This window comes from Candidatus Pelagibacter sp. HIMB1709, assembly GCF_052047635.1.
Classification (GTDB): domain Bacteria; phylum Pseudomonadota; class Alphaproteobacteria; order Pelagibacterales; family Pelagibacteraceae; genus Pelagibacter.
In genome coordinates, this window is record NZ_JBNAJW010000001.1 from 175801 (window position 1) to 199349 (window position 23549).

Genomic DNA, 23549 nt, shown 5'->3' on the forward strand with positions numbered 1-23549 from the left:
AATTAATTAAAAAAAAGTTTATTGAAGTTATTTGTAGTTATCTTGACAAGTTTAGATTTTTCAATCAATTTAATTTCTGCAAGTTTTGAGGCTGTAAAACTAATGAATGATGGTTCATTTTTTTTACCTCTATTTGGAACTGGTGCTAAAAAAGGACTATCAGTTTCTATTAACAAGTTTTCCAATGGAATTGATTTAAATGTATTCTGTAGATCTAACGAATTTTTAAAAGTAATAATTCCACTAGCTGAAAAATAAGAATTAAAATCTAGAAGTTTTTTCGCAAATCCAAAAGAACCTGTAAAACAATGCATTAAAATTTTAAGATTTTTATTTTTGTATTCATTTAATATTTCAAAAGTTTCTTCCTCTGCATTTCTAGAATGAATTATTAATGGAGAATTTGTTTCAATAGAAGCATCAATATGTTCACGAAAACTAGAAATTTGAATATTTCTATCACTTTTATCGTAGTAAAAATCTAACCCAGTCTCTCCAATTCCAATTACTTTCTCATTTTCAGTTAAATTTTTAACTATTTCCTTTGAGTCAATTGAATTTTTTGAACTTTCATGTGGATGAATACCAATAGTTCCATAAATTATTTTATCTTTAGTTAAAATATTTTTTATTTTTGAAAAACTTTCTAAAGAGGTTGAGATAGTTAATAATTTTTCAATCCCTACCTCTTTCGATCTTTTGATTATATTTTCTAGATCGCTAAATAATGGTTCATGATCAAGATGACAGTGTGAATCAATCATTTTTTTTTTCAATTTTTTTAAATAAAATATCTATTTTGTTAATATTATCACCTTTAGATAGAAACTCATTTTCTGCAACAGTAGAAAATTTTATTTGTTCCTCTGATATATCAAATATTTTTAACGCTCTTAGTGATGAATCGGGAATTATGGGATACAATAAAAAACTAATTTTTCTTACTACTTCTAAAGTTGTATATACAATTGTATTTAATCTTATTTTGTCGTCTTTTTTTTTCCAAGGTTCTTGATCATTAAAATATTTATTGGCCTCAAATAAAGAATTTACAATAAAATCAATATAAAAATTTATATTTTGTTCCTCTATTTTTGATCTAATTAAATCTATATTATCTTTATATCTATTTAATATTTTATAATCATTCTCATTAAATTTAACTTCCAAAGGAATTTTACTTTCACAGTTTTTAATTGCAAAGGCAGATACACGTTGACATAAATTTCCAAAGTTATTAGCTAAATCACTATTTATACAGTCCTCTAATCTTTCTTGAGATATATTGCCATCATTACCAAAGGATACTTCTTTTATTAAATAATATCGAAGGGGATCTAGTCCATACTTTTCAATTATTTCCAAAGGATCTAAAATATTACCTTTTGATTTTGACATCTTTTCTTCACCTGACAAAATCCAACCATGTCCATAAACCTTTTTGGGTAAATCCACTTTTGCAGCCATTAAAAATGCAGGCCAATAAACTGCATGAAATCTAAGAATATCTTTTCCAATTAAATGAATAGATGCTGGCCAAAATTGTTTAAATAAATCATCATTGTCATCTGGGTAATTTAATGCACTTATATAATTAGTAAGCGCATCTAACCAAACATAGATCACATGATTTTTATCATCAGGAACAGGTATTCCCCAAGAAAAAGTTTTTCTACTTACTGATAAATCTTTAAGGCCACTTTTGACAAAACTAATCACTTCATTTTTTCTAGATTCAGGAGATATAAAATCAGGATTAGAATTATAAAAATCTAACAATGGCTTTTCCCATTTAGATAATCGAAAAAAATAAGACTCTTCTTCAATCCATTCTACGGGAGATTTTGAGGAAATTGCTATTTTTTTACCCTTTAATTCTTCTATTTCATCTTCATTATAGAAAGCCTCGTCAGAAACTGAGTACCAACCAGAATATTTAGATAAATAAATATCATCATTTTTTTTTAGTTCATTCCAAAGATATTGAACAGTTTTCTTATGTCTTGTTTCAGTTGTACGTATAAAATCAGTATTAGATAAATTTAGAGTATTGGATAGATCTCTGAATGTTTGACTTATTTTATCGCAAAATTTTAATGGATCCTCACCTACTTTTTCTGCTGATCTTTGAATCTTTAATCCATGTTCATCAGTGCCAGTAAGAAAATGAACATTAAAACCATCCATTCTTTTAAATCTAGCAAAAAAATCTGCCACAATACTCGAATAAGCATGACCCATATGTGGTTTTGCTGAAGGATAGTAAATTGGAGTTGTTATATAAAAAGTTTTATCCATTTAATATTTTATCTTCAAATTCTAAAAAAAGAGTTTCTTCATCTAAATTATAAATCTTGGTATTATTAATTTTTTTTAAAAAATATTTATAAAAATTTAATAAGCTAATATTTGAAGATGATATATTCTTTCTAAAATAAACTTCAATAAAAGAATAAATTAAATGATTTATTTCTTTTTCTTTTTTATAAATCTTGTCTTTTAAAAGTTTAAGTAAAAATTCTTTTAAACTAATATTCTTAATATCAATCTCATAGTTTTCAGAAAATTCAATCAGGTTAATTAATTGACCAGGGGTTTTATAACTATCTAATAGATCAAAGTTAATTAGATTATTTATATTTTTTTTTAAAATTTTATTAGCTATTTCAATAGAATCTTTTGATGATAAAAAAACCTTAAAATTTATACATCTAGATTTAAGAGTTGGTAAAACTTTTTTGTTATTATTAATTAAAATAAAAAAAATATTGTCATTAGGTTCTTCTAAAATTTTAAGTAAAGCATTAACAGAATTTACATTTAATAAATCGATATTATCTATGAGAACAAATCTTGGTTTGGAGTTAAACGAGGATTTATTAATGTTATTAATCAATTCTCTTATTTGATTAATATCAATATTTTTTTTATCCTTTTCTACATCGATAAGTGTAAAATTTGGACATGATTGATTTTGGACAAGTAAATATGATTTATTTTTGGTTGATATTTTGTAATTATTAAGATCATAAGGGTTATCTTCATCTTTAGATAAAGCAAAGTTAACAAGATGATAAGCTAATGTGCATTTTCCCAACCCTTTTTCTCCTGATAAAAGAATTTTATTTGGTAATTTATCTTGATGAATAAGTTCTATAAATTTATTGAATAAAGTATTATGACCATATAAGGAAATTTGAGATAAAGGGTAAATATTCATTTAATTAATTTATTTATTTGATCAATAATTAAATTTTCATTTACTTTAATATTTAAATTTGAATTGATTATTTTGTAAGATTTTTTTTTAAAAGCTAATTTTAAAAAACCTTTTTGAACTTTGTTATAAAATCTCATATCAAACTTATCATATCTATTTAATGATTTTCTTTGTTTTAATCTTAAAAATAGATTTTTTTTGTTTACAATATTTAGAAATGTAAAATCAATTTTTATTTTTTTTAATAAAAAATTATTAATTGTATTTATTAATTTAATATCAATACCCATTCCATAATGCTGATAAGCTATTGTAGAATCTGTAAATCTATCAATAAGAATTATTTTTTTTCTGAAATTTTTTTTTATAAGATTAATGTTTTCGCTCCTTGAAGCTAGCATTAATAAGAGATCAGTATTATTGTTAAAATTAGAATTTTTATTCAGAAGTAATTTTCTGATTTTTTCAGAATTTATGCTTCCTCCGGGTTCTCTAATTTTAATATAGTCTATTTTCTTTTTATCTAAATGTTTAGAGACATTTGAGATATGATGACTTTTGCCACTGCCCTCTATTCCTTCAAAGACAATAACTGGTTTTTTAGACATCACCCCAGATTAAATAATTAAGTGATTTAATCAATCTTGAGAAAAAATTAACTTTTTTTACTTCTTTACTTGCTAATAAATCATATTCACCAACTAATTCTTGATCATATACAACTCTTAATTTTGCAATTTTTTGATCTTTTTTAATTGGTGCTTCTACTGGTCCATCATATTTAACAGAAACTTTTAACAATTTCTTTTTTGCTTTCTTTATAGTTTTATAGACATCTTCTGAGGTATAAACTTCAACATTTTTATCTTTACCTAACCAAACGTCAATTTTATCAAATGTATTGTTAGCTTCAGCTATTTTAACTAAATCAAAATTTGTTAATCCATAAGTAAGCATTTTTGTACTTTCTCTAGATCTTGAATTTTTTGAGTCAAAACCACTACCAACCGCAATTAACCTTCTTCCATTTCTATTAATTGATGAAGCAAGTGAATATTTTTCTACTGCAAGGTATCCAGTTTTAATACCATCAGCACCTAAATTTTTATAAAGAAGTGGATTTCTATTACCTTGAGTTATTGGGTCTCCACCAGTTCTATCCCATGTGAATTCTTTCTCAGCAAATATCCTGTAATATTCAGGATGCTCTTTTATTAAATATCTAGACATTATAAGGATATCACGAACTGTAGAATAATTATCTGGATGATTTATTCCCGATGAATTGGTAAAATTGGTATTTTCCATTCCTAGTTCTTTTGCTTTTGCAGTCATTAAAATTGCAAACTCTTCTTCTGTTCCTGCTATGCCTTCCGCTAAAGCGATACATGCATCATTTCCAGAAGCTACAATTATTCCTCTAAGAAGATTTTCAACAGACACTTGATCTCCGACCATTATAAACATAGATGAGTAACCTGAAGTAGATAATCTCCATGCTTTTTCAGAAATAATAAATTTTTCATCCATAGATAAATCACCTGATTTTATTAAATCAAATGCTATTATAGATGTCATTATTTTAGTCATAGAAGCTGGATAAATAGATAGATCTGCTTCTTTTTCATAAAGGATTTCTCCTGAATTATAATCTTGAATGATTGCTGTTTTTGCTTTGACATCAAAATTAGCATGAGAAATATTTCCAAAATTTAAAATAAATATTAAAAAAAATAAAAAAAGTTTAAACATCTTTAAGTATTTTCAAATTTTCAAAGTTAAGTGGTTTAATTTCATTAAATGACTCTTCAAGTTTTTTTATATCATTAAATGGACCTAATAATACCCTATATTTTGTTTGAGATAACTTTTTAATGACTGGATTATTAATATTTGTTTCTTCTTTTATTCTATTGAGCATGTTTTCCGCTGAATCTTTAAAGTAGAAATCAGCTATTACAATTGAGTATAAAAAACTTTTCTTTATGATTTTAATATCTTTTTTTTCTATAGTTCCTAAGTTATCAATGATAATACCATCTACTGGAGCTTTTTCTGCTACCATTTTTTCTTCTTCATAAGTTTTAGCTTTTTTTGCTACAAAAGTTGAATCGTTTGAAATTAATGAAAGATCTATGTATGGTTCATTTATATCAATTGATAACTCTTCAACAATTCTTTGAGTAATAACTGAATTATAAAACTCAGGATAATCTATTTTATTTGATACTACTTTTGCAGTAATACTTAGATCATTAAATGGATTTGTAATTTTTACAAAAGAATTTTTTTTGATTTTCTTATGAAAAATAGAAAGAGAATTATTATCTATTTTTTGACCTGTAAACAAATCTTCATTATATATTAAAGCAAAACCTTGATTTTTATAATCTCTATCAAAAATGTAATTTGAATCATCTTCCTTAATTACTTTTTCTTTTTCTTTTTTTAATTCTTTTTCAGTTTTTTTTATTTCTACTTCTTTTTTTTCAAATTTTGGTTCAATATTTATTTCCTTTTTAGTAGTATTTTCAACTTGTTTACATCCAGCGACAAAAATTAAATAAAGAGAAAAAATTATAATCTTATAGTTCATTTTTAAATTTATTTTTTAATGTACAAACTGCGAGCGAAAACCTCAATGATCTATTCCATTTTAAAATAACTTCATAATTATCAAATACAACATATGCAGGATTTAATGTCTCTGCGTCAGGTATAATATCTTTGTCTGGAGTGATAATAGCAGCGTTTAAATTGTCAAATTTACTTGGAATGTCAAAATTATTTTGAATATATTTCCTAAAAAACAATAATTTTCTTTTATCATGAATTTTCTTTGCTGTGATATTTAAGTATTTTTTTGGAACATCCTTAGACAAATCTATTTTATAAAAGCATGGTTTTTGATTATCCCATCCAATTTTTTTAAGATAATTTGCGGCTGATGCATAAGCATCAAAATTGCTTTTAAGGTTGATATATCCATTATTATCATAATCAATTGCATAATTTTTCATTGTAGAAGGCATAAATTGAAAAAAACCAAATGCGCCCGCCCATGAACCATATAATGTTTTATGGTCAATACGATTATTTTCTATAAGTTTTAAAAGTGTTAGAAGTTCATTCGTAAAAAATTCTGATCTTCTTTTATCAAAACTTAAAGTAGCTAAGGAAGATAAAATATCCATTTTACCTAAATATGTTCCAAAATTCGTTTCAATACCCATTAATGATAACAAAAGCTCTTTTTCTATTTCAAATTTATTCTCAACCATATGAATTAAATTGGAATTTTCTAAGTAAAAATTTTTACCTTTTGATAATTTTTTATCAGATGTTCTCTTAGAAATATAAGTTCTGGTATCTTCATAAAATTCTGGTTGATATCTGTCATACTTAATTACATCTGATAAATATTTTGTATTTTCCATAACCATATTAAAAGTAGCTTCTGAAATATTATCATTAAGAGCAATTTTTTTAAATTTTTGCTTCCAATTTTCAAATTCTAAATTGATATCTGCATGAGAGTTTAATTGATTTAGTAAAAATAAAATTAATATTAATTTAATTAGTTTCATATAAATCTTTTAAATATATGATTACAGCAATCCAAATTAAAATAAAACTAACTAATTTTTCCAATGAAAAAAGCTCATTGTAGTAAAAATAACCTAATAAAAATTGAAGAGTTGGTGTTATATAAAATATCATACCTGTAGGACCTAGCCCACAAAGCTCAACACCTCTCACATATAAAAATAAAGGAATTACTGTCATAGGGCCTGCCAAAAATATTAAAAGCATCATTGGTGGGTTTGATAAGCTGAAATCATTATGTCCATTAATTGTGATAAAATAAAAAGCTACGACTGCAATTGGAAGAATAAATAAACTTTCAACTAATAAACCTATATCTGTATCTACATTAATCTTTTTTCTTACTAAATTATAAAATCCCCAACTTAATGCTACGAGCAACCCTACCCAAGGTAAAGATTTCATATTAAAGAATACTAAATATAAAATTGACATAACAACCAAGATGATTGAAAATAATCTTTTTTTATTTAAAATTTCTTGAAAAAAAATATATCCCAAAAGAACACTTAATATTGGCATGATAAAATAACCAAAACTTGCATCGATAATTCTATCTGTTGCTATTGCATATATCCATACCCCCCAATTCGTAAAAATTAAAAATCCAGATACAAACAAATAAATTAAATTTTTTTTATTTTTGATTGTTGAAAAAAAAATATCCCATTTAGAAAAAAGAAAAGTCGTTACTATTAAAGTTAATGTTGTCCAAAGACATCTATGAATAACTAGCTCAATATAACCAATAAAAGTAATATATTTAAAGTATAGAACTCCAAAAAAGCCCCACCAAAAGGATCCAAAACCAGCAAGAAATAATCCTTTATTAAAATCTTTGTTCATGAGATTAAATGGAATTAGTCGTTATGTAGTTTTATTAAACTATTTTATGGTTGAATTAAATAAATATAATTATAAAACCTTGCTCACGGAGAGATGGCTGAGCGGTTGAAAGCACCGGTCTTGAAAACCGGCAAAGGGGCAACTCTTTCCTGGGTTCGAATCCCAGTCTCTCCGCCATCATATTAATATTTAAAATTTTTAAATAACAAGGTTATATTGTTATTTTCTATTTCAAATTCAGTATCAAAACCTTTATAGAAATTGTATAAATTTGTGTCGTCAATATTGAGAAATTTATCAAGATCAATTAAATCCTCTTCTTGTAAATCATTAATGTATTGTTTCACAAATTTACCTAAGAGCTTATCCATTTCCTTTGTACCTCGATAATTGGAACGGTAAATAATTTTTTTTTTTAATTGATCTATGTTGGGGCCCATTATTAGAATATAATTAATTTATCATGGATAATAAAACTAATTATGAATATTTATTATCTGACCTAACAACTTTAAATGAAGTTGGTATAAAAACAACAAATTTACTTAAGAAAAAAAATATAAATAATATTCTTGACTTACTTTGGAAGCTTCCAAAGACTTATACAGATAGAAGTTTATCAACAAAAGTAAAGGATTTAAAAATTGGTGAAAATCAAACTGTTACAATTGTTGCAAATAAATATCTATTTCCAAGAATTAGAAAATTACCAAATAGAGTTAAATGTTCAGATGAAACAGGTGAATTAGATTGCATTTTTTTTAATAGTTATGAGGGATATATTAAAAAAATATTACCATTAGGAAAAGAAATAACTGTAAGTGGGAAAATTGGCTATTTCAAAAATAAATATCAAATTACTAATCCTAAGTATGTATCTGAGGACTCTAGTTTAATAAAACAAGTTCATAATAAATATTCATTAACAGAAGGAATATCTGAGAAAATTTATAATAAAATTATCAAACAGATAATAGAAAATTTACCTGACCTAAAAGAATGGCATTCAAGTAAAATTTTAAATAAATTCAATAATATCAGTTGGAATAATGCAATTAAAGAATTACACAAACATGAAAATATAGGAAAATACAAAGATCATTTTTATCAAAGACTAGCTTATGATGAAATATTTGCAACATTTCTAGTTAATTCAGAAATAAGAAAAAAAATTAAGAAAATTAAAAAAAAAAATAAAATTATTAATTTAAACAAACAAAAACAACTTATTAATAAATTAGATTTTTCATTAACAAATGATCAAATCAAATCAATTAACGAAATTAATAACGATTTATCATCCTCAACTAAAATGTTCAGACTTTTACAGGGTGATGTTGGAAGTGGAAAAACAATTGTTTCATTGTTAGCTGCGTTTAATACTATTAATTCTGGTTTCCAAGTAGCGGTTATGGCCCCTACCGAAATACTAGCAAGACAGCACTATAATTTGGCGAAGAAAATTTTTCCATCTAATATATCAATAGAGTTAATTTCTGGTAAATCTAACTACAAAGAAAAAAAAATAATCCTGAATAAACTAATAAATAGTAAAATTAATATAATCTTTGGTACTCACGCTATTTTTCAAAAAACAATAAAATTTAAAAAATTAGGATTAATTATTATTGATGAACAACATAAGTTTGGGGTCAATCAAAGAAAAAGATTATCTGACAAAGGGGGAAATGATTGTGATGTATTATTGATGACAGCCACCCCTATTCCAAGAACTTTAACAATGACAATTTATGGTGATATGGATTTGTCAATTATTAGAGAAAAACCTAAAAACCGTAAAATGATAAAAACATATAGTAAATTAGAAAGTAAAATTGATGATGTAATAAAATTTATAAAAAAAGAAATTAATTTAGGAAATCAAATATTTTGGGTTTGTCCTTTAATTGAAGAATCTAAAAAATTAGATCATACGTCTGCAATTCAAAAATTTGAATATTTAAAAAAATTATTTCCAAAACAAGTCTCTATCCTTCATGGAAAAACAGATATAAACGAAAAAGATGAAATTCTAAAAAAATTTTTAAATAAAGAATTTAAAATATTGGTATCTACAACTATTATTGAGGTTGGAATAGATTTTCCAAATGCCAATGTCATAATAATTGAAAATGCAAATAAGTTTGGCCTTTCGCAGCTCCACCAATTAAGAGGTAGAGTTGGTCGTGGAGAGACGGAAGCCACTTGTATATTAATGTTTAAGTCAAATTTGAGCGAAAATGCGAAAAAAAGAATAAAAATATTAAAAGAGACCAATGATGGATTTGTTATTTCTGAAGAGGATATGAAAATCAGGGGTTTTGGTGATATTTTGGGTTTTAAACAAAGTGGTGTTAAAAATTTCAAATTAGCAGACCCAATTCAGAATAGTGACTTATTTGAATTAGCTGAAAAAGAAATAAAAAGAATTGAATTTGAAAATGAGAATTTAAGTAAGTTTAAACCTTTAATTAAATTGTACGATAGAGCAGATATAATTAACGATATAGCTTAAGAATTATTAGAAGTTCCAGCAGAAACTATAAATTTAGAAGCTTCTTCAAAAGACATGTTTAAATATATAACATCTTCAACTGGAAACATTAACAAAAAACCACTTGTTGGATTAGGTGTTGTTGGAACAAAAACATTTACTAATTTTTTCTTTGTCTTCTTTGCCATTTCACCAGTATTTTCTTTAGTAGCAAAACCAACAGCCCAAACACCTTTTCTGGGATATTCAATTAAGACAACACTTTTTTTTCCATCATCTTTTTTAGAAAAAGTTTCTGTCATCTGTACGATTGCAGAATAAACAGTTCTTAAAAAAGGAATTCTTTTAAAAAGATCATCAATTAATTTTAAAATTCTTTTACCAAAAAAAGATAAGGATAAACCACCAACTAAAGTAATAAATACAATAGTTATTAAAATTTCAACTCCAGGAATATTAAAAGGAAGATAACTGTTTGGATTGATGTTTTTTGGTATTAAATTTGAAGATAAAGCAATTAAAATTTTGCTTAAATAAAGGGTAAAACCAATGGGAATTAATACAACTACACCAGCAATAAAATAATTTCTTAAAGTTAGAGAAAAAGATTTTTTTGTACTTTTTTTTGACATATTAGTTTTTAACTATAACTAGCATAAATAACAAAAATTATTGCAATGATAAATAATACAACTAGAATTTTATTATTGAGATTCATATTAATAAATTATTATCAATTTTAGAATGAAATGAATAGAAGAAAATTTTTAACATACGTTAGTTGTGGTTGTGGAAGTTTACTTTTACATTCATGCACAAGCGCTCCAATTACTGATAGAAAACAATTAAAATTAATACCAGAAGCTAAATTAAATGCGCAAGCTGCTCAAATTTATGAAAAAGTTAAAGAAAAAGAGAAAATGAGCGATGACACAAAAACTTTAAATGAAATAAAAGAAATTGGAAAAAAAATGGAAGAATCAATTAGTGAATATTTCTATAGATCTAATTTAAATGACCCAACTGCAAATTTTGATTGGGAATATATATTAATTGATAATAAAAAAGTTAGAAATGCTTGGTGCATGCCAGGAGGAAAAATTGCCGTGTATACAGGTATACTAGATGTAACAAAAAATACCAATGGTCTGGCTGCAGTCATGGGACATGAGGTTGCTCATGCTGTTGCAAAGCACTCTGTTGAAAGAGCAAGTAGAGGAGTTTTACTTAACACTGGTACCAGAATTATTGATATTGCAAGTGGTGGAATATTATCAGATATTAATAGAACAACTGGAATGAATACAGTTGGCCTGTTATCTCAAATTGGATTAATGAATCCATTTAACAGAAAACAAGAAAGTGAAGCTGATTATCTTGGTATGATTTTTTCATCTTTATCGGGATATGATATTAGAGAGACAGTTAAAATCTGGGAAAGAATGAAAGAATTTAATAAAGGCAAAGAACCTCCTCAATTTATGAGTACTCACCCTTCGTCAGATACAAGAATTAAACAATTAAATGATTGGATGAATGAGGTAATTCTTGATTATTCACCGATTGAAATTAGTTAAATTCGAAAGTGGTGAGCCGTGATGGACTCGAACCATCGACCCATTCCTTAAAAGGGAATTGCTCTACCAACTGAGCTAACGGCCCACAAAGATTCATTTTTATGAAAATGAATATGGTTTGTATATAGATAAATTTTAATATTTCAATTCGTTCAATGTAATTTTTATAAAAAGAATTCGTTATAAATTAGGGCTTTTCATTACAAAGTTGTACACATAATAGCACAGTTAATAAAACTACAACTTTTCAATGTATTTATCGTGAAATTCATCGAATGTATTATTCATAATATTTTTTCTGATTTCAGACATTAATTCTTGATAAAAATTTATATTGTGAAGCGTTAATAGCATTGATGCTAATATTTCATTGGTATTAAACAAATGATTTAAATAGTTTTTTGAATATTTGTTTAAATTTAAATTTTCACAATTAGTATCTAACGGTGTGTTGTCATATTGATATTTATTATTTTTAATATTTACTCGTCCATTCCAAGTGAAAGCAAGACCTGTTCTGCCTGATCTTGTTGGAAGAACACAGTCAAACATATCTATACCTCTTTTTACGGCTCCTAAAATATCTGAAGGTGTACCAACTCCCATTAAATAATGAGGTTTTTCCTCTGGCAAATGTTCTTTAATACCATCTAAAACAGTAAACATTTCTTTTTGAGTTTCACCTACAGCTAATCCTCCTACTGCATAACCATCAAATCCAATCTTTGTAAGTCCTTCAAGTGATTTTAATCTCAATTCTTTGAACAATCCTCCTTGAATAATTCCAAATAAAGCCTTGTGAGGATTGTTGCCAAATGCCTTTTTTGATCTTTCAGCCCAATACAAAGATAGATCCATAGATTTTTTTATTAAATTATAATCTTCAGTTTTTTTTGGACACTCATCCATTATCATTACAATGTCTGAGTTTAAGCCCAATTGAATTCTAATGCTTTCTTCAGGGCTTAAATAAAATTTTTTTCCATCAACGTGTGAATTAAATATTGCGCCTTTTTCGCGATCTATTTTATTTAATTTTGATAGAGACATTACTTGAAAACCACCTGAGTCTGTGAGTATTGGCAATTCACAATTCATAAATGAATGTAAACCACCTGCTGCCTCAATTCTTTCAACACCAGGACGGATCATTAAATGATAGGTATTGGAAAGTATTATTTCTGATCCAGTTTTTTTTATATCATCAATTGTACAAGCTTTAACTGTTGCTTGTGTGCCAACAGGCATAAATGCTGGTGTATTAATCTCACCTCTATGAGTTTCTATAACACCACGTCTAGCAAATTTATCTTTGTTTAAAACTTTAAAGGCAAAATTTTTTAATGCCATTTAATATTTTACAAAGATTTAAAACTTATAATTTTATCAGGATCTGTTACAGCACCATTGTTATTTTGGTCACCTCTTTTAATTTTATCTACAAACTCCATTCCCTCAATAACTTTACCAAAAACAGTATACTGTCTGTCTAAAAAAGGTGCTGGTTGAAAACAAATGAAAAACTGACTGTTTGCACTATTTGGATCTTGAGCTCTAGCCATAGATAATGTGCCCCTGTCATGAGGTAAACTATTAAATTCCTGTTCTAAATCGGGCATATCAGATCCACCCATGCCTGCTCTTCTTAGGTCAAATTCTTTAGATTCTGAATTTCCAAATTTAACATCACCTGTTTGAGCCATAAAGCCATCGATCACTCTATGAAATACAACGTTGTCATATTTTCCACTGTTAGCCAATTCTTTAATTCTTTTGACATGGTTTGGTGCTACGTCTTCAAATAATTCAATTTTTACATCACCATCTTTTAGTTTTAAAATCATTATATTCTCCTCAGCTATTAATTGATTTGCACTAATAAAAAATAAAATAAATATGTACGATAAAATTCTATTCATATTTTTCTTTTAAAGATTTTATTGTGCTTTTGGTAGTAAATTTTTTAATATTTCCATTTAATTTTACAATTTCTTTAACAAATCTAGATGAAATGATTTGATTTTCTACATCTGACATTAAAAAAATTGTTTCAATATTTTGGTTCAGCTTTCTATTCATTCCAGCAAGTTGAAATTCATATTCAAAATCAGATACAGCTCTTAAGCCACGTAATATGATATTTGATTTATATTTTTTGCACAAATCTGTAGTTAGTGAACCAAAAGATACAACAATAATTTTTTTTTTATTTAATTTTAAATCCTTAAATAAAGCTTTATTAACAATTTCTATTCTTTCCTCTGATGAAAATAAATAATTTTTATTACTTACATCAGAAACACCAACTACTATTTTATCAAAAAGTTTTAACGCCTTTTTGATAACATCAATATGACCATAGGTAATTGGATCAAAAGTTCCTGGATAAATTGCAATTTTACTCATTAAATTAAATTATCATCAATTTTAATTGCAGAAACAACTTTTTCATCACCAGATAATTTTATAATTCTTACACCCTGAGTATTTCTGCTTGCAGTTCTAATTTCTTTTACCGCAACTCTAATAACTCTTCCTTTGTTTGTGGATATTAAAATTTCATCACCTTCAAAAACTGGAAAAGATGAGGTTATATTTCCGTTTCTTGGAGAATTTATAATTCCAATAATACCCTTTCCTCCTCTATTAGTAACTCTGTAGTCAATATGAGAAGTTTTTTTGCCATAACCATTTTCGCTTATTGCCAATACAAATTTTTCTTTTGCTTTTAATTCTGATTTTTCATCTTTTGATTTTTTTCCATTTTTAATTAATTTATCGTTATCAATTACGGATAATGAAACAATTTGATCACCAGATGCGAGTTCAATTCCTTTGATTCCTTTTGAAGATCTTCCCTTAAATACTCTTAGTTTTCTAGCTTCGAAACGGATACATTTACCAAATCTAGTACTTAGAATTATATCTTGATCATCTTTACAAATTTTTACTCCAACAATTTTATCATTGTTATCAAGTTTCATTGCAATTTTTCCTGAAGCATTAATCGAAGAAAAATCATCTAAACTATTTTTTCTAACTTTACCTTGTGCAGTTGCAAAAATAATTTGATAATTTTTTGAATCTGTATCTTCATCAGGCATTGGCATAATTGAACTAATAGATTGATGACTTTTTAGTGGAAGAATATTGAATAAGGATTTACCTTTTGAAGCCGATGATCCTTCGGGTATTTTCCAGGCTTTAATTTTATAAACAAGTCCTTCTGTTGAAAAAAATAAAACTGATGTATGTGTATTTACGGAAAGCGTTTGTATAACAGAGTCTTGATCCCTGGTAGTAATCCCAGATTTACCTTTTCCACCTCTTTTTTGTTGTTTAACATTATTTAATGATCCTCTTTTAATGTAACCTTGTAAAGTTACTGTAATAATTACAGATTGTTTTTGGATTGTTTCTTCGATGTCGTAATTTAATACAGCATCAATAATTTTAGTTCTTCTTGGTACAGCAAATTTTTCTTTAATATTTTTTAATTCTTCACTTATTACTCTCAAAAGCTCTTTTTTAGACGATATAATTTTTTTATATTTTGCAATTAATTCAGCTAATTTTTTAATTTCAACTTCAATTTCATTGATACCAAGAGCCGTTAATTTCTGTAATCTTAATTCTAAAATAGCTAAAACTTGTGGTTCAGATAAAGAATAAACGTTTTTACCTTTTTTTCCTTCTACCAAAGAAATTAATTTTTGTGATTTGTTTATTTTCCACTTGGTTTTAAGAATAGCATTTTTTGCATCCTCAGGTGTTTTGGAAGATCTAATGATTTTTATAATTTTATCTAAGTTTTCTACAGCTACAGATAGACCTATTAAGATATGAGCTCTTTCCTCTGCTTTTTGAAGATCAAATTTTGTTTTTTTGATTACTACATCCTCTCTAAAAGATAAAAAATTAGAAAGAAATTCTTTTAATGTACATGTTTTTGGTTTTCCTTCTACTATTGCTAAAGTGTTAAAACCAAAAGAACTCTCTATTTGAGTGTTTTTATAAAGTTGTCTTTTAATTGTTTCTGGTTCAACACCATTTCTCAAATCAATAGCAACTCTTATACCTTCTCTATTAGACTCGTCTCTTATATCTTTAATTCCTTCAATTTTCTTCTCTCTAACTAATTGAGCAATTCTTTCATTTAATACCGCTTTATTTACTTGATATGGAATTGAGGTAATTACCAATCTATCTCTACCATTCTTTAAGCTTTCAACTGATACTTCACCTCTAATTTTAAAAGAACCTCTTCCATTGTTGTAACCTTGTTTAATTATATCTTTACCGATTATTACTCCTCCAGTTGGAAAATCTGGTCCTGGAATATGTTTCATTAATTCTTTTATTTTAATATCTTTGTTTTCTATTAAGGCTAAAGTTCCATTAATTATCTCACCAAGATTATGAGGAGGAATACTAGTTGCCATTCCAACAGCTATACCTCCAGCCCCATTAACTAACAAATTTGGAAATTGCGCAGGTAATACGCTAGGTTCTTTCTCTGTTTCATCATAATTACTTTTAAAACTAATCGTATTTTTTTCGATATCATCAATTAAAAATTGTGAAACTTTTGACAATCTTGTTTCAGTATATCTCATAGCAGCAGCTGGATCACCATCTATGGATCCAAAATTACCCTGCCCTTGAACCAAAGGTAAGCTCATTGAAAAATCTTGAACCATCCTAACTAATGCATCGTATACAGATTGATCACCATGAGGATGATATTTACCAATTACATCTCCGACTATTCTTGCTGATTTTCTGAATTGTTTAGACCAATCATAACCACCTTTATACATTGCATAAAGAATTCTTCTATGAACTGGTTTTAATCCATCTCTTACATCAGGTAATGCACGACTTACAATAACACTCATAGCATAAGACAAGTAAGACGAGCTCATCTCGTCATGCATAGAGATTAGATTAATGTTCTTATCTTTTGGTTCTTCAGTTTTTTGCATAGAAATTAAAATGGTATTTCGTCGTCCATGTCATTTGACACCTGAGAAGAATCCTCAATATTATTTTGTTGAGTTGTGTCATTCTGAATTCCACCACCTGTATTTCCTCCACCTAACATTGTAAGTGAAGAATTATACCCTTGTATGACAATTTCTGTTGAATACTTATCTTGGCCAGATTGTTCATCTTTCCATTTACGCGTTGTGAGTTGTCCCTCTACATAAACTTGAGCACCCTTTTTTAAATATTGTTGAACAACATTTACCAATCCTTCATTGAATACAACTATACGGTGCCATTCAGTTTTTTCTTTTCTTTCACCAGTATTTTTATCTTTCCATGTTTGGCTGGTTGCAAGACTTAGTCTAGCTACACTCTTGCCATTTACCATTTGTTTAATTTCAGGGTCTGCGCCCAAACGACCAATTAATAATACTTTATTTAAACTTCCAGCCATAATATTTTACTATTTGTTAAATTAATTAATAAGATTTATATCACAATTCTTCTGAATATTAATTTTATTGACTCAAAGCAACTAAAAATATGATGAAAAAGATAGTTATTAAGGGCGCTAAAGAACACAATCTGAAGAATGTAACTGTAGAGATTCCAAAAGATAAATTTGTAGTGATAACAGGTTTGTCTGGGTCAGGAAAATCTTCATTAGCTTTTGATACCATCTATGCTGAAGGTCAAAGAAGATATGTCGAAAGTTTATCTGCTTATGCTCGTCAGTTTTTAGATAAAATGAAAAAGCCAAATGTTGATTTAATTGAAGGCTTAAGTCCTGCTATAGCAATTGAGCAAAAAAACACTTCAAAAAATCCAAGATCAACCGTTGCAACTGTTACAGAAATTTATGATTATATGAGGGTACTCTATGCAAGAGCAGGTATTCCTTACTCTCCTTTTACAGGTAAGCCAATAACCTCTCAAACTATTACTCAAATTGTTGATTTAATTAAAAAATTACCAAAAAAATCTACAATTTATATTTATGCTCCAGTAGTTAGAGGTCGTAAGGGTGAATATAAAAAAGATATTTTAAGCTATAAGAGACGTGGATTTAGAAAAATAAAGATTGATAATGTATTATACGACATAGAAAAATCTCCTAACCTTGATAAAAAATTAAAACACGATATTTCAATTCTAGTTGATAGAATTGTACTTAATTCAAAACTTGGAAACAGATTGGCTGAAAGTGTAGAAACAGCTGTAAATTTAGCTAATGGATTAGTTTTTGTTGAATACGAAGATGAAACACTTTCTCAAAAATTTAGAAAAATTGAAAAATTAATTTACTCCACAAAGTTTGCCTGTCCAGAAAGTGGTTTTACTATAGAAGAAATAGAACCAAGATTGTTTTCATTTAATAGTCCCTATGGTGCTTGTGAAGAATGTGAAGGTATAGGAATGAAATTAAATGTAGATCCAAATTTAGTAGTTCCAGATGATCGTAAAAGTTTAGCGGATGGAGCAATTGAACCATGGGCTAAATCGACAACTTTATACTATGCGCAAACTTTAGCTTCTCTTGCAAAGCATTATGAATTTTCTCTTGATGAAAAATGGAAAAAACTTCCAAAAAAAATAAAAGATATAATTTTATATGGTTCAGATGAGGACGAAATTAAATTTAATTATGATGATGGATATGAAAAATATTCATATAAAAAAACTTTTGAAGGAGTAATTAATAATCTTGAAAGACGTTTCTTAGAATCTGATAGCGAGTGGAAAAGAGAAGTAATAGCCGAATATCAATCTGATACTGCATGTGAAGCTTGTAATGGTGATAGACTTAAAGAAGAGGCATTATGTGTAAAAATTAATGATTTAAATATTAGTGAGGTTACTAAAAAATCAATTCATGATGCCGCCGAATGGTTTAAAAGCTTAGAAAACAATTTGGATAAAAGGCAATTTAAAATTGCAGAGCATGTCCTAAAAGAAATAAATGAAAGATTAAATTTCTTACTTAACGTTGGTTTAGATTATTTAACACTATCAAGAGAATCTGGAACTTTATCAGGTGGAGAAGCTCAAAGAATTAGATTGGCATCACAAATTGGATCTGGTTTGACTGGAGTATTGTATGTTTTAGATGAACCATCAATTGGTTTACATCAAAAAGATAATGTTAAATTAATTAATGCATTAAAAAGATTAAGAGATCTTGGAAATACAGTAATTGTGGTTGAGCATGATACTGAAACAATGGAAAATGCAGATCATATTATTGATCTTGGGCCTGAAGCTGGAACGAATGGTGGTCAAATAACAGCTCAAGGAACTTATGAAGAACTTAAAAAGGATAAGAAGAGTATAACTGGACAGTATCTTGCAAATAAACAAAAAATTGAAATTCCTAAAACTAGACGATTGGCAAAGAATGGTAGATTTGTAGAAATAAATGGTGCTAGTGGAAATAATTTAAATAATGTTAACCTTAAAATTCCTACAGGTACATTCACTTGTGTAACAGGAGTTTCAGGTAGTGGTAAATCTACATTAGTATTACAAACATTATTTCATGCATTAAATTTAACACTTAATAATAAAGCTAGAAAAACCCCCAAAGCTTTTAAAGGTTACAAAGGAGTAGAATTAATTGATAAAATTATTGATATCGACCAATCCCCTATTGGTAGAACTCCAAGATCTAACCCAGCAACATATACTGGAGCTTTTGGTCCTATAAGAGATTGGTTTACTAGTTTGCCTGAGTCTAAAACTAGAGGTTATAAGCCAGGAAGATTTTCATTTAATGTTAAGGGTGGTAGATGTGAAGCATGTGAAGGTGATGGTGTTATTACATATGAAATGCACTTTTTACCAGATGTTTATATTCAGTGTGATGAGTGTAAAGGAACAAGATACAACAGAGAAACTTTAGAGATTAAGTTTAAAGGAAAAAGTATAGCCGATGTTTTAGATATGTCTGTTGATGAAGGTTGTGAATATTTTGAAAACATTTCAAATATTAAGTCTAAATTATTAACCTTAAAAAAAGTTGGACTTGGTTACATTAAAATTGGACAACAGGCCACTACACTATCAGGTGGTGAAGCACAAAGGATTAAACTAGCTAAGGAATTATCAAAAAGATCAACTGGTAGAACCATGTACATATTAGACGAACCAACAACTGGACTACATCAGCATGATATTAAAAAATTACTAGAAATTCTTCACACCTTCGTGAAATTAGGAAACACCGTAGTTGTAATAGAGCATAACTTAGATGTTATAAAAACAGCTGATCACATTGTCGATATGGGTCCTGAGGGTGGTGTTAAAGGTGGTAAAATTGTTGCAGAAGGTAAGCCAGAAGAAGTTTGCAAAGTGAAAGAAAGCTACACAGGCCAGTTTTTAAAACCTCTTTTATATTAAATATAAAAACTTATAAAAAATCTAAATTTAGTGTATATTATTGAGAATCATGAGCAGTTTATTATCATCACTATCTAAAACAATTCATGCATCGCTTGCATTAGCAATTTTATTGTTTTTAGGTCTTTCCTATTTAAATGATGGTATTGCATTCGATACTCTTTTTTGGAGCTGGTTATTTAGATACATTCATGTTGTTGTTGCAATAATGTGGATAGGATTATTGTGGTATTTTAATTTTGTTCAAATTCCAAATATGGGAAAAATACCTGATGAACAAAAACCTGCTATTGGGAAAGTAATTGCTCCTGCAGCATTATTTTATTTTAGATGGGCGGCTGCGTTTACTGTTCTTTCAGGATTAATTTTAGCTCTGTTAAATGGATATTTACATGATGCTATGACTTTTAGTATTGGATCTGGTGTTCCAAAACATACAGCAATAGGAATTGGTATGTGGTTAGGAATTGTAATGGCTTTTAATGTTTGGTTTGTGATATGGCCAAACCAAAAAAGAGCTTTAGGAATAGTTGAAGCTGATCCAGAAACAAAAGCTAAGTCTGCTAAAACTGCAATGTTATTTTCAAGAACAAATACACTTTTATCTCTACCAATGTTACTTTCAATGGTAGCTGCTCAAAACTTATATTAAACTGTTTTATTATCGTCTTCTCTTAAGACTGTTTTTTGTGACACTCTTAATCTCACTAAAACTGTATTAGCTATATAAATCGAAGAATAAGTTCCAAACACAACACCAAGTATCATTGCTAAAGAAAAACCTTTTAAAATTTCACCACCAAAAAAGAATATTGCTAATAAAGCTAACAATGTTGTAGCTGAGGTTATTATTGTTCTGGATAAAGTTTCGTTAATTGAAATATTTGTTAATTCAAAAATTTTAATGTCTGAATATTTTCTCAAATTTTCTCTAACACGATCAAAAATTACAACCGTATCGTTCATAGAATAACCAACAATTGTTAGAACAGCTGCAATAATTGATAAATTAATCTCAAGACTAAATAATGAAAAAATTCCCAATGTAACAATTACATCATGAAATAAAGCCAAAATAGCACCTAAACTAAATTGCCATTCAAAACGTATCCAAATATAAATTAGCATTACAGCCAGAGATAAAGAAATAGCAATTACACCAGCTTTAAGCAATTCAGCGCTTACTTTAGGGCCTACGTTTTCAACTCTTCTAAAGTCATAGTTATTTCCAAAAGAACTATCTAAATCCTTTTTAATTTCTTCAATAATATTTTTTTTATTATCTTTATTTTCAAATTTAATTAGAAAATCAGTATCATTTCCAAATTTTTTAACAGAAACATCACCTAAATCCATTTGATTAAATTTATCTCTCAACGAACTTACGCTAATTTTGCTATCTGATGACCTTAGTTCAATTAATGTTCCACCTTTAAAGTCTATACCGTAATTTAAACCTTTAAAAATTAGTAATAAAAGTGATGCTGTAATTAAAAGTATAGATAGTATGTTAAAGTGATTATAGTATTTATTAAAGGCTATCATTAGATTAGTTTTTCCTTATTTTTATTTCTTGTCACATAAAGACTAGTGAACAATCTTGCTATAAAATAAACTGAAAATAGAGTTGTAAATATTCCTACACCTAGAGTAACAGCAAATCCTTTTACTGGACCAGACCCCATAAAAAATAAAATTATAGCTGCTAATAAAGTGGTAATATTTGCATCAATAATTGCTGTTCTTGATTTTGTGTAACCACCATCAAAAGCTAAAATATTATTACTTTCATCTTTAAGTTCTTCCTTAATTCTCTCAAAGATTAAAACATTTGCATCAACTGCCATACCAACAGTTAAAATTATACCAGCTATACCAGGAAGAGTTAGTGTTGCTTCAAATAAAGTTAAAATACCAAGTAATAAAAATAAATTTATTATTAATGTTACGTTAGTGATTAATCCAAACACTTTGTATTTAACAAACATAAAAATAATAACTAATAAAAAACCTATGGCTAAAGCGATAATTCCTGCATTAATCGAATCTTGTCCTAGATCAGGTCCTACAGTTCTTTCCTCTATAATCTCTAAAGGAGCTGGTAAAGCTCCAGATCTTAATAATAAGGCTAAATCTGTGGCACTTTGGAAAGTAAATCCACCACTGATCTGTCCAGACCCACTTGCTATTGTGTCTCTAACAACAGGTGCACTAATTATTTTTCCATCTAAAACAATGGCCAATTGTTTTCCAATACCAGTAGATGTTGCTTTACCAAATCTTTTGGCACCTACTCTATCTAATGTAAATGATACAATAGTTTGATTGTTTTGAGTGTCCATTTTTGGTTGTGCATCTAATAGATTTTCACCACTGATGATTATTCTTTTGCTTACTGTTGCTTCTTCTAACCCATCTTCAAATTTTAACTTCTCAACACCAAATCTGTCACTTTCATCATTGGTTACAAATCTAAATGTAAGATTTGCTGTTTTTCCTAATAGTGATTTAATTCTTTGAGGATCATCTAACCCAGGAAGTTCAACAAGGATTCTATCATTACCTCTTTTTAAAATATTTGGTTCATTAGTACCGACTTCATCTACCCTTCTTCTTACAATTTCTATAGCTTGATCTTGCGATGAAGTTTTAAGATTGATTATGCCTTGTCTTGAAAAACTTACTTTTAAATTGATACCATTATCTTCAATGTCAAGTTGGTGTGATTTAAATCTTGGGTAATAAGGATTTAGATCACTATTTTCATCTTGAAACACATCTAGTACTGCTTGTTTGTCTAAATCAGCAACATTGAAAAAAATATTTTGATTATCAATTTTAATATTATTAATTTTGATGTTTTTCTCTTTGAAATAATTTCTAATAGTGGTTGTTAAATTTTGTAATTTTTGTTCAATTACAGGCTCATTATCAATTTCAAGTAAAAGGTAAGAACCACCTTGTAAATCTAAACCAAGGTTTATTTTCTTATTAAAAAAACTATCATCAAACTTAAATAAATTTGATGACGCAATTAAAATAAATAATAAAGAAAATAAAGTTACAAATAAGATTCTTAGTTTAGAAAAATAAAGCACTTATCTTAATTGATTATTTTTTAACTTCTGGAGTATTGTTTAAGAGACTTTGAATACCTGTAGCTTTAACAATTTCTACTTTAACATTTTCAGCTATTTCAACTTCTACTTTGTCGTTATCAATTAATCTTTCTACTCTTCCTGTTATTCCACCTGAAGTGACTACTTTATCACCTCTCTTTAAACCTTCGACCATTGCTTTATGCTCTTTAACTTTTTTTTGTTGTGGTCTGATTAAGAAAAAATAAAAAATAACAAAAATTAATATTAACGGTATAAACTGACCTATTCCTGAACCTTCCATAAATCTCCTTTAAATTATG

22 protein-coding genes and 2 tRNA genes are annotated in these 23549 nt (G+C 27.5%); 5 read left to right on the forward strand and 19 right to left on the reverse strand.

Annotated elements, in window-relative coordinates:
- Nucleotides 1–2 precede the first annotated feature (2 nt).
- Genes ACTTAR_RS01050 through rarD form a run of 8 tightly spaced genes read right to left on the reverse strand, consistent with a single transcriptional unit; the run spans nucleotide 3 to nucleotide 7672 of the window.
- The gene (locus ACTTAR_RS01050) at nucleotides 3–764 is read right to left on the reverse strand and encodes a TatD family hydrolase (RefSeq protein ID WP_440697462.1); all 762 of its coding nucleotides are present in this window, start codon (nucleotides 762–764) and stop codon (nucleotides 3–5) included.
- Nucleotides 757–2298, reverse strand: a complete 1542-nt coding sequence (gene metG, locus ACTTAR_RS01055; protein WP_440697463.1) for a methionine--tRNA ligase — start codon at nucleotides 2296–2298, stop codon at nucleotides 757–759. Before metG ends, ACTTAR_RS01050 begins: the two co-directional genes overlap by 8 nt.
- Complete coding sequence (locus tag ACTTAR_RS01060; RefSeq protein ID WP_440697464.1) at nucleotides 2291–3220, reverse strand: AAA family ATPase; 930 nt, start codon at nucleotides 3218–3220, stop codon at nucleotides 2291–2293. Before ACTTAR_RS01060 ends, metG begins: the two co-directional genes overlap by 8 nt.
- Nucleotides 3217–3828 (reverse strand): dTMP kinase, encoded by a 612-nt coding sequence (gene tmk, locus ACTTAR_RS01065; RefSeq protein ID WP_440697465.1) that lies wholly within the window; start codon nucleotides 3826–3828, stop codon nucleotides 3217–3219. Before tmk ends, ACTTAR_RS01060 begins: the two co-directional genes overlap by 4 nt.
- Complete coding sequence (locus tag ACTTAR_RS01070) at nucleotides 3821–4972, reverse strand: D-alanyl-D-alanine carboxypeptidase family protein (protein WP_440697466.1); 1152 nt, start codon at nucleotides 4970–4972, stop codon at nucleotides 3821–3823. The genes tmk and ACTTAR_RS01070 overlap by 8 nt, the downstream gene beginning before the upstream one ends.
- Nucleotides 4965–5816, reverse strand: coding sequence for a hypothetical protein (locus ACTTAR_RS01075; RefSeq protein WP_440697467.1), 852 nt, complete (start codon nucleotides 5814–5816; stop codon nucleotides 4965–4967). The genes ACTTAR_RS01070 and ACTTAR_RS01075 overlap by 8 nt, the downstream gene beginning before the upstream one ends.
- On the reverse strand, nucleotides 5806–6807 hold the full coding sequence (locus tag ACTTAR_RS01080) for a lytic murein transglycosylase (RefSeq protein WP_440697468.1): 1002 nt from the start codon (nucleotides 6805–6807) through the stop codon (nucleotides 5806–5808). The genes ACTTAR_RS01075 and ACTTAR_RS01080 overlap by 11 nt, the downstream gene beginning before the upstream one ends.
- Entirely contained in the window at nucleotides 6794–7672 is an 879-nt protein-coding gene (gene rarD, locus ACTTAR_RS01085) for an EamA family transporter RarD (protein WP_440697469.1), read from the reverse strand. The genes ACTTAR_RS01080 and rarD overlap by 14 nt, the downstream gene beginning before the upstream one ends.
- An 87-nt stretch (nucleotides 7673–7759) precedes the next feature.
- Here rarD and ACTTAR_RS01090 point away from each other — a divergent pair.
- A tRNA-Ser gene (locus ACTTAR_RS01090) sits at nucleotides 7760–7849 on the forward strand.
- Nucleotides 7850–7854: 5 nt separating this feature from the next.
- Here ACTTAR_RS01090 and ACTTAR_RS01095 read toward each other — a convergent pair.
- Entirely contained in the window at nucleotides 7855–8112 is a 258-nt protein-coding gene (locus ACTTAR_RS01095; RefSeq protein WP_440697470.1) for a succinate dehydrogenase assembly factor 2, read from the reverse strand.
- A gap of 23 nt (nucleotides 8113–8135) precedes the next feature.
- On the opposite strand from ACTTAR_RS01095, the gene recG reads away from it, so the two are divergent.
- Nucleotides 8136–10187 carry an ATP-dependent DNA helicase RecG gene (gene recG / locus ACTTAR_RS01100; protein ID WP_440697471.1) on the forward strand — a complete coding sequence of 684 codons (2052 nt, stop codon included), beginning with the start codon at nucleotides 8136–8138 and terminating at the stop codon, nucleotides 10185–10187.
- On the opposite strand, the gene ACTTAR_RS01105 is transcribed toward recG, so the two are convergent.
- A complete protein-coding gene (locus ACTTAR_RS01105; RefSeq protein ID WP_440697472.1) occupies nucleotides 10184–10798 on the reverse strand; it encodes a DUF502 domain-containing protein in 615 nt (204 codons plus the stop codon). The genes recG and ACTTAR_RS01105 overlap by 4 nt on opposite strands.
- 117 nt (nucleotides 10799–10915) lie before the next feature.
- On the opposite strand from ACTTAR_RS01105, the gene ACTTAR_RS01110 reads away from it, so the two are divergent.
- Nucleotides 10916–11743, forward strand: coding sequence for a M48 family metallopeptidase (locus ACTTAR_RS01110; protein WP_440697473.1), 828 nt, complete (start codon nucleotides 10916–10918; stop codon nucleotides 11741–11743).
- A 9-nt stretch (nucleotides 11744–11752) separates the two neighbouring features.
- Here ACTTAR_RS01110 and ACTTAR_RS01115 read toward each other — a convergent pair.
- From ACTTAR_RS01115 to ssb, 6 genes are all read right to left on the reverse strand, one after another.
- Nucleotides 11753–11828, reverse strand: a tRNA-Lys gene (locus ACTTAR_RS01115).
- A 152-nt stretch (nucleotides 11829–11980) separates the two neighbouring features.
- Complete coding sequence (gene tgt, locus ACTTAR_RS01120; RefSeq protein WP_440697474.1) at nucleotides 11981–13093, reverse strand: tRNA guanosine(34) transglycosylase Tgt; 1113 nt, start codon at nucleotides 13091–13093, stop codon at nucleotides 11981–11983.
- An 8-nt stretch (nucleotides 13094–13101) separates the two neighbouring features.
- Complete coding sequence (locus ACTTAR_RS01125; RefSeq protein WP_428080123.1) at nucleotides 13102–13662, reverse strand: peptidylprolyl isomerase; 561 nt, start codon at nucleotides 13660–13662, stop codon at nucleotides 13102–13104.
- Nucleotides 13655–14149: a pantetheine-phosphate adenylyltransferase gene (gene coaD, locus ACTTAR_RS01130; protein ID WP_262589212.1), complete on the reverse strand. Its 495-nt coding sequence runs from the start codon at nucleotides 14147–14149 to the stop codon at nucleotides 13655–13657. Before coaD ends, ACTTAR_RS01125 begins: the two co-directional genes overlap by 8 nt.
- Nucleotides 14149–16728, reverse strand: a complete 2580-nt coding sequence (gyrA, locus tag ACTTAR_RS01135) for a DNA gyrase subunit A (RefSeq protein ID WP_440680893.1) — start codon at nucleotides 16726–16728, stop codon at nucleotides 14149–14151. The genes coaD and gyrA overlap by 1 nt, the downstream gene beginning before the upstream one ends.
- Before the next feature lie 5 nt (nucleotides 16729–16733).
- Complete coding sequence (gene ssb / locus ACTTAR_RS01140; protein WP_262589214.1) at nucleotides 16734–17186, reverse strand: single-stranded DNA-binding protein; 453 nt, start codon at nucleotides 17184–17186, stop codon at nucleotides 16734–16736.
- Between the two features lie 89 nt (nucleotides 17187–17275).
- On the opposite strand from ssb, the gene uvrA reads away from it, so the two are divergent.
- A complete protein-coding gene (gene uvrA / locus ACTTAR_RS01145) occupies nucleotides 17276–20128 on the forward strand; it encodes an excinuclease ABC subunit UvrA (protein ID WP_440697475.1) in 2853 nt (950 codons plus the stop codon).
- 49 nt (nucleotides 20129–20177) lie between these two features.
- The gene (locus ACTTAR_RS01150) at nucleotides 20178–20780 is read left to right on the forward strand and encodes a urate hydroxylase PuuD (protein ID WP_440697476.1); all 603 of its coding nucleotides are present in this window, start codon (nucleotides 20178–20180) and stop codon (nucleotides 20778–20780) included.
- Here the strand turns inward: ACTTAR_RS01150 and secF are convergent.
- From secF to yajC, 3 genes are read right to left on the reverse strand one after another with little or no spacing between them, the layout of a single operon-like run.
- Complete coding sequence (secF, locus tag ACTTAR_RS01155) at nucleotides 20777–21673, reverse strand: protein translocase subunit SecF (RefSeq protein WP_440680895.1); 897 nt, start codon at nucleotides 21671–21673, stop codon at nucleotides 20777–20779. The two genes, ACTTAR_RS01150 and secF, sit on opposite strands and share 4 nt — an antisense overlap.
- Nucleotides 21673–23226, reverse strand: coding sequence for a protein translocase subunit SecD (gene secD / locus ACTTAR_RS01160; RefSeq protein ID WP_440697477.1), 1554 nt, complete (start codon nucleotides 23224–23226; stop codon nucleotides 21673–21675). Before secD ends, secF begins: the two co-directional genes overlap by 1 nt.
- Before the next feature lie 13 nt (nucleotides 23227–23239).
- Entirely contained in the window at nucleotides 23240–23530 is a 291-nt protein-coding gene (gene yajC, locus ACTTAR_RS01165) for a preprotein translocase subunit YajC (RefSeq protein WP_262589219.1), read from the reverse strand.
- Between the last annotated feature and the right edge of the window lie 19 nt (nucleotides 23531–23549).